This is a genomic window from Domibacillus aminovorans (genome assembly GCF_001643235.1).
GTDB lineage: Bacteria > Bacillota > Bacilli > Bacillales > Domibacillaceae > Domibacillus > Domibacillus aminovorans.
Genome location: NZ_LQWY01000013.1, coordinates 1 through 8,128 on the forward strand (window position 1 = coordinate 1; position 8,128 = coordinate 8,128).

6 protein-coding genes and 2 pseudogenes are annotated in these 8,128 nt (G+C 40.0%); 1 reads left to right on the top strand and 7 read right to left on the bottom strand.

Annotation, left to right across the window (positions count from 1 at the left end):
* Positions 1-439 precede the first annotated feature (439 nt).
* The 5 genes and pseudogenes from AWH49_RS06575 to AWH49_RS06595 all read right to left on the bottom strand — a co-directional run bounded on the left by AWH49_RS06575 (position 440) and on the right by AWH49_RS06595 (position 4,294).
* Positions 440-1,069, bottom strand: coding sequence for a class I SAM-dependent methyltransferase (locus AWH49_RS06575; RefSeq protein WP_063965052.1), 630 nt, complete (start codon positions 1,067-1,069; stop codon positions 440-442).
* A pseudogene (locus tag AWH49_RS18990) lies at positions 1,066-1,653 on the bottom strand (IS1595 family transposase); the annotation flags it as partial. The pseudogene AWH49_RS18990 and the gene AWH49_RS06575, both read right to left, overlap by 4 nt.
* 44 nt (positions 1,654-1,697) lie before the next feature.
* Positions 1,698-2,603 (bottom strand): NAD(P)/FAD-dependent oxidoreductase, encoded by a 906-nt coding sequence (locus AWH49_RS06585; protein WP_063965054.1) that lies wholly within the window; start codon positions 2,601-2,603, stop codon positions 1,698-1,700.
* Positions 2,604-2,669: 66 nt separating this feature from the next.
* Positions 2,670-3,098, bottom strand: a complete 429-nt coding sequence (locus AWH49_RS06590) for an RrF2 family transcriptional regulator (RefSeq protein WP_063965055.1) — start codon at positions 3,096-3,098, stop codon at positions 2,670-2,672.
* 332 nt (positions 3,099-3,430) lie between these two features.
* Positions 3,431-4,294: a DMT family transporter gene (locus AWH49_RS06595; protein ID WP_063965056.1), complete on the bottom strand. Its 864-nt coding sequence runs from the start codon at positions 4,292-4,294 to the stop codon at positions 3,431-3,433.
* Between the two features lie 171 nt (positions 4,295-4,465).
* On the opposite strand from AWH49_RS06595, the pseudogene pdxR reads away from it, so the two are divergent.
* A pseudogene (gene pdxR / locus AWH49_RS06600) lies at positions 4,466-5,789 on the top strand (MocR-like pyridoxine biosynthesis transcription factor PdxR).
* Between the two features lie 265 nt (positions 5,790-6,054).
* On the opposite strand, the gene AWH49_RS06605 reads toward pdxR, so the two are convergent.
* Together AWH49_RS06605 and AWH49_RS06610 are read right to left on the bottom strand one after the other, a co-directional pair.
* A complete protein-coding gene (locus AWH49_RS06605; protein WP_063965057.1) occupies positions 6,055-6,873 on the bottom strand; it encodes a mechanosensitive ion channel family protein in 819 nt (272 codons plus the stop codon).
* Positions 6,874-7,248: 375 nt separating this feature from the next.
* Complete coding sequence (locus AWH49_RS06610) at positions 7,249-7,824, bottom strand: hypothetical protein (RefSeq protein WP_063965058.1); 576 nt, start codon at positions 7,822-7,824, stop codon at positions 7,249-7,251.
* Positions 7,825-8,128: the final 304 nt, after the last annotated feature.

Consider the following 8,128-nt stretch of genomic DNA (forward strand, 5'->3'; position numbering starts at 1 on the left):
CCGGTGGTTGCTTCCCGTAAGGGAGCGACACTCTGTCATGCCCCGTGGTCGTCGGAGTCAGACTAACGGCTGGGCTCTATGGCACCATAGTTGATCGACCTTCCTCTCCCAGCCGTAGTATCCAATACCCGTTCTGCACATATTTTCATCACCTGTGGTGTAGCGCTGACTTTGCGCTACATGGATGGCTAACGAGCACATATCTTCAATAAGACAACGCAAAAGAGAAGATATTAACAATCTGCACTTTTTTTATTAATTAATTTAGCTATGTTTTAAAATAGTGTTGAAAATTAAGCGAATTAAGGGAAGTCCTTTGACTTCCCTTAATTCGCCTTTTAAGAATAATGCGTAAGCACTTGAAGGTCTTAGTGAATAGGTTACACATAAGCCTTATCAATTAACAATTCACTATTTTTGATTTTTTATGCAATTGTAATTATAGTTCTTTTTGACATTTTATCATTATAAATTTAAATGGAGGTTTATTTTCCATATTCTTATGTGGCTCAACAATTTCCGAAAATTCTATCAGTCCATATTTTCCAAATTCTTGTTTTATCGAGTCAGAATCATAAAAAAACATTTTTACCCCTTCCATTATCTCGAAATAGTCTTTACCCAGTTGTTTGCCCTTTCCAAACATTGGGGCTTCTTTTGAAATAGTAGTAAAAATCATATATCCGTTTGGCTTTAACTGATTATAGCAATCTGTAATAAACTTATCTCTCTCACGATTATTCAATAAGTGAATAAGTGCATAACAAAATATACCATCATAAAGTTTGTTATCAAAAGGCATATCGGTTACTGAATCATGAAAAATACTAATATTAAGCCCATTTTGCCTTGCCAATTCAATCGCTGTTTTTGAAATCTCAATACCTGTTACATTTATTCCGTTGTCAATAAAAACCTTTGCATTTCTACCATATCCAATACCAGGAATCAATATATCCTTAACTTTCTTTTCAAGGAAAAAGTCCTTTGTCAAGATTGCGGAGTCTGAAGGTTCAAATCCCCACATCATTTGATTTTCTATAAAACTTGATTCCCATAATTCTGTCATACCTCAATCTCCTTTACAAATATTGGCTCTCTTTCTTTAAAATCTGCTGTTTTTGTATAAGCATAGGCTACATTACATTGAACCATAAAGTTCTTTACCTTTATTGCTTCTTTATCATTTTCAAATAGTTCAAGCCATTTGAACCAGTACATATAGTTACTGATATATTTAGTTGCAACACCATTAAACCTATTCATCCACTTCTTTAATTTGCTGTGAACAGCATTTATGTGTTGAATATGGTATATTCCTTCTTTATGTTTTCCTCTTTTTACACGCTTATGGTCTAACGAAAAATCATGGGCGAACTAAACATAACTTTTATGACTATCAGTGCAAAGGATAGAGTTATCCCCTATACGACCATCATAGAGCCTTTCTAATTCTTGATGTGTCATTCTGCCCTTACATAGTAGTTCCATGATTAAATTACCTTGCCTATCAATAGCAGTTGCTATACATACTTGTTCGTTAGATATACCTCTCTTTTTAACCTGCTTACCTCTTTTACGAGATTTTCTTGGCATTTTAGAAGGTTTTGTACCTTTAAAACTTTCAGCAAAAAATACTTCATCAGCCTCAATCGTTAGTACAATAAAGATAATGCATAGTTGACGGATACTATTATTTATGGCAAAAGAAATGCAGCTTCAACTAAATCCATGATGACTCCAGCCGCCGCTTTATTGCCCTCCGCCGCCGCAATCACCAGCTGAGAAGGCGTGCTGAGTGATGTATCTCCGCATGCATATACTCCTTCAACCGTTGTTCGTCCAAATGAATCCACTTTAATCCCGCCGTTTGGGGTGATCTCGCAGCCGAGCTGTTCCGCAAAAGGAGCCGACTGCACCAAGTCTGTCATCACAATTCCTGCCTCCCTTTGGATTTCCTGACCGTTTTGCAGCCGGATCGATGTCAGTTGCCCTTCTTTCGATTTAAGACCTTCAATCTTTTCTTCCACAACTGTCACGTGCTGCCGCATCAAGACATCTTTCTCCTCCTCACCAAGCACCTGATAGCCATTTGTAAACACAACTACATCACGGCTCCAGTTTGACAGCAGTTTTCCCATATGAAAAGCCCGTTCATTTTCCGCGATCACCGCTAGTGCCTGACCCCGCATTTCCCAGCCGTCACAAAACGGACAGCTGAAAACACTCGTTCCATACACATTCTGAATGCCTGAAATTTCCGGCAAAACATCCCGAAGACCTGTTGCGAGAAGCACCTTTTTCGCCACATAATCCGTTCCGCCCTTCGTTTGAATCCGGAACACACCACCGGATTTTTCAATGATCTCCACCCGCTCCTCCTTAATCGAGACAGACGGATACTTCTGGACATCCGTTCTTGCCCGTTTCTTGAACTCCGACGGCTTTACCCCATCCTGTGTGATAAATCCGTGCGACTCCTGCGTCACCCGGTTACGGGGCTTATCCTCATCAAACAAAATCGCTTTCCGTCCAGCACGCCCCATGACCAGCGCGGCATTCAGTCCTGCAGGTCCTCCGCCAATAATTACACAATCCAACATATGAAACACTCCTTCTTTATATAATCTATTAAAGACCCTTAATATCTTTAATTTGTGTAAAAAAATTTATTTTTCTTTTTTTGTCTCATGACAATGTCTTTTTTCTATCTGCTCAGCAATGCTTTGAATCGTCCGGCCGGCCAGCTCTTTCTTCATGTTGCCTTCCGCCTCGATCATCACCCGCTCAATTAAACACTCGCTTTCGTCATGGTCAAACGCACAGTTGAACAGCACCGACTGACCCTCCACCGCTTCAATAACATCCAGAAACGAAATGTCCTGCGCGCGCCGTGAAATACTGTAGCCGCCCTTTGCTCCTGGCACTGATTCAATTAATCCTGCCTTCACAAGCTTCGTCAAAATCTTCGACAAGTACGTCGGAGACAAATCCTGCATGGACGCCAGCTGCTCCATACTTATCGTCTGACCCTTTGGTTCCAGCGTTAGATGCACCATTGTATGGAGTGCATAATTGGTTGCCTTTGAATACTTCATCGATGCACCTCATAATTAAAACTATTACAGACTTTTAATATCTGTAATTGATTGTAACTCAGTCTGCAAAAAACCGCAAACTTTTTTTACCTCACCTAACGATTAAGCATCCTGCTAAAATCTTTTCTTGTAATAACCTAAATTTACATTTTTTAATCAACAGTTCGACCATACTATGCACTTATTCAATTAAATTGCCCCTATAGTTCAATAAGAAAAACCGAAATGTAGATCATTAAGAGACCGAAACTGTTGATTAAGAAACACTGTATATAAAAGTATGTCCTTTAAAATCTCACATCAAAAACTTCTTTTTTAAAATGGGCAACCTGTTACCTTGCGAATCGCCGAGCGGCTGCCACGCATAGTACAACGGCAATATTCACTGCTACGAGTGCTGGACTAACTTTCTCGTTTAGAATCATAGAAGCAAGCAGCAGTCCAAAAAAAGGTTGAAGAAGCTGCAACTGTCCAACCGCTGCTATGCCGCCCTGGGCGAGACCCCGGTACCAGAACACGAAGCCGATGAGCATGCTAAATAAAGATACATAAGCAAGGCTGAAGAGAGCAGGATCACCGATGTCCGCCCACGAGTCCGGTGTAAAATAGAAAGAGAGTGGCAGCATAAGGGGAAGCGATAGAACGAGAGCCCAAGAGATCACCTGCCAATTCCCAAGCCTGCGTGAGAGCCGAGCTCCTTCTGCATAACCGAGACCACATACGACGATAGAAGCCAGCATGAATGCGTCGCCGATCGGTGATGAATCCCCATCTTGGATTAGGACAAATCCTGCGACCAGGAAGCTTCCTGCAACTGAAAAGATCCAGAAGGCGGGTCGAGGTCGTTCACTACCCCGAAGTACCCCAAAGATCGCTGTCGAGAGCGGAAGAAGCCCAATGAAGATAATGGCATGCGCGGACGTGACATATTGCAGGGCCAAGGCAGTCAGCAGCGGGAAACCAACCACCACGCCAAACGCCACCACAAATAGAGGAACGATATCATTTCTGACAGGACGTTGCTGCCGGAAGGTGAGAAGGAGAGCGCCAGCCAATACGCCAGCTATCGCAGCGCGGCAGACGGTGAGGAATAACGGATCGAAATCCGCTACAGCCAAGCGTGTCGCAGGTAGCGAGCCGCTAAAGATAAGTACGCCCAAAAAACCATTCATCCAACCATTTGTTGCTTTGTTCATTACAATCACTCCAAATCATTTTTCTTCTTGATTGAGTTATTAAATCATTTTTTATGGATCGTCTTATCAAACCTTTCATAATGGATTACAATGACTATAAACTGGAATTGACCTTTAATAAACAGCCAGTTTACTTAAATAAAACCATGCCAGTTAGGAGAAATCCCACAAATGGATATCATGCCTTTTTTAAATCGAAATCTAGATATTCCGCTTTATCAGCAGCTCTATCAGTTTTTCAAAGAAAATGTGCATGAAGGCCGTATTCAAAAAGGAATGAAACTTCCTTCAAAAAGGCTGCTCGCGACACAGCTTTCTATTAGCCAAACGACTGTAGAACGGGCTTATGAACAGCTTGCTGCTGAAGGCTACATTGTGAGCAAACCAAGAAGCGGCTGGTTTGCTGATTATAATGATACTGATTTTGTCCATGTTAAAATGTCAAACACATCATCCATTAAGCCAAAAGCACAAGCGAAAAAGCATGGTCAGTAGTTTAGATCAATATGGCCAACAGCTTTATCGGCCAGGAAATATTTTAGGAGAGCTTGAGCTGAGAACACTCATTGCAGAGTACCTGTATCAATCGCGCGGTGTCAATTGCCTCCCTGAACAAGTCATCATAGGGGCTGGGAACCCTGTTCTGATGCAGATCTTGTGCCAAGTCTTCGGTCCGAATATTTCCATAGGGTATGAAGATCCGGGTTTTCCGAGATCGAGAAAGATTTTTGAAGTCAATCATATGAAGATTCTTCCTATACCAGTCGATGATGAAGGAATCTGTATACAGAACATCCAAAGAGAACGGCCAAGCCTTTTATATGTAACGCCTTCTCATCAGTTTCCACTCGGAACAATTATGACGATTAACAGAAGAATTCAGCTGCTTAAATGGGCGGCAGAAAATCAATCATTTATTATTGAGGATGATTATGACGGGGAATTTAGATACAACGGACAGCCAATCCCCTCCTTGCAAGGTCTCGATCAGCATAACCGCGTTATTTATATGGGCACTTTTTCCAAGTCTCTGCTCCCTTCGATGCGTATCAGCTATATGATTCTTCCGCCGCTTCTATTAGAAAAAGGCAGTGAAATCACTTCTTTGTATAAGCAAACGGTATCATGCCACAATCAACTGACACTGGCTGAATTTATAAAAAAAGGTGAATGGCAAAAACATATCAACAGAATGAGAAAGCTGTACCAAAAAAAAAGAGCCATTTTATTAGAGACCTTAAAAAGCGAATTAGGAAGGCAAGTGAAGATTCGAGGAGAAAACTCAGGGCTTCATATCTTACTTGACGTGTACTCACCATTCAGTGAAAAGGAGCTAATTGAGAAAGCAATAGAACAAGGAGTGAAAATTTATCCTGCTTCTCTTTTTTATAAAAAACAACCTCCGACAACGACCGTCTTAATTGGATTCGCAGGGGTTTCTGAAGACAATATACGAGCGGGCATAAAAAAGCTGAAAGCTGCATGGAAAATATAAGACAGCTTTCAGTTTTGATTACGATGAAAATACTCTACTTTTCTTTAGAAAAGACGGTTATATGATCAAACAAAACTACTACAAAATAACCAGAGCCATAAAAGAACGACTAGAAAGAAAATTAGATTATTTGAATAAGGTACCCCTTATTTTAATGTCTGCCAGTAGTTATATTAACAAAATTTTTTTTGTAAGAGATAAGTCAAGTATTCCTTTCCTTAAACAGAAAAAAAGCAAGAGATATGAACTCTTGCTTTTTATGATTTTAATGGCTTGTGTTGAGGCTCTCTGCCACCTTCAATTCGTACTTGTAGGCAGCCATCGCCAGTTCATACCTCACCTTTTTGCCCGCTTCCACGAAATCCGCTTCCTTCACAATACCTGATAATGCATACCTGTGACCCCTGAAATCCACGTTCAGTTCGGTGATTTGGTTGAATTTGAAACTCTCCACGGGAACGCCGTGCTCATCCTTCAACAGGTATTCCCAGTATTTCTCGTTGCATGTTTGTGCCACTTCCTCCATCACTTTAAAGGCATCGTCCGGATTTTGCCTATAGTTGAGGACAAGGCTTTCGTTCACCCGGCGCCTTCCCCGGTTCCCGTTCTGAAGTTCCATGATGCTGCTATAGGAGACCGTATAGAGGTATCCGTCATATTGGCGGATCTTCAGGTGGCGCATGCTGATTTCCTCAATTTTCCCCTGACGGTTTCCATTGATGATGACATAATCCCCGTGATGGATCTGGCGTTCAAACAAGTAGGTCAGCCCCATAATGTAATCGCGGATGATATGCTGGAGGACCAATGCCAAGGCACCTGCCACCACGACCGAACCAGTGACAAGTTTTGTCAGGTCGAAGAAATGGCCAAGCACATAAATAAAGAAGAACACCAGTCCAAATACCTTTGTCACTTGGTTGGCGAAATGCATCAATGTCTCTTCCCGCTTTTCATCCAAGAAGCTCGTTTTGTCAAAGAAAAGCTTGATGGATTTGCGAATCAAATAAACCGTGAGTATAATCAGCAGTGCCACCGTTAAAATTTTTACGGACAACTGCTGGAACAGTTCCAAGAAAAACATCCTATCAACCCCCACTTTTTTTACACTATACCAAAGGAATGCGGATAATTTGTCTAAAAGAAAGATAAATAAAACCAATGCTTAGTTAATAAACACTATGTCCACACAGGCACTTACCTTATTCAATAGTGGACCGAAACTGTTGAGTAAAAGCTCTTTCGATAACTGACTTAACAGGTTAAACTTTATTTCAAAGCCACAGATTGGTGACAACAAAGTTGTTTAATTTTGCTTTTATAAACACATATAAAACCGTCCTATTATCTGGAAGGTGTTTAAAATAGTTATTTAATTATATTTATCCATTACTAATTTTCTTAAAATCAACAACAATAATGTCGTTTAAAAACCTTTTTTATGCAACCAAGACACCCATTAGTTCAACAATTTTACTCGTTCTCTTAGTTCTTTAACTTTTTCAATCATCTGTACTGAATAATCTCTTGGTGTTGACCCTCTCATTGCTTTTTCCTCAAAGACTTTATAGTCAAGCAAGACTTTCCAAAATTGTTCTGCTCCATCTAAAAGTACTTCCAAAAATTCTTTTTGAGGAAGAATGGCTTTGACACGGGTTTCTCTTGGTTCCCAATCATCTATAATTAGAAAATTCAACAACATATTATCTAATGAATCTATTTTCATCGTAATGGGGTCACTGCCATACATTATTGCAACCTTTTGTTCGTCTAAATAGCATTCAACAGCAGGCATATAAGTTTGTTCCCATAAATCCAAACCACTTGAACAATCAATTCCAATCACAATCTTGTTCTTATACTTAATCGTAATAAGCATATTTATATACTCAGGAGTAAACTTTCTGTGGTCAAAATACTCTTTTACCTGTGATGAATCATCTAGGGATATATGTTGTGGTCTATAATTTTTCAAAAAATCTTCATCTGTGGGATTAAAACCATGTACTTGTAAGAATGTTTTTATTTCAAACATCATCAAACTCCTTCACGGGTTATTTATTCTTTATTTTAATGTAACAGCTACTTCAACTAACCTGCCCCGTTAGCCATCCACCTAGCACCACAGATGATGGAATATTTAACGTTCTTCCATGGAAGTTGCACAAGGAACATTTAAAATTATGTATAGAGATAATAAAGTCGTTTAATTTTGATATAGAAAAACAAGAGCCTTACTATACTTCATATATAGCAAGGCTTTTTAAAGTTGTTTAATTCTTGTTTCACTAACGTCCCCGTTAGCCATCCATGTAGCGCAAAATCAGCGCTACACCACA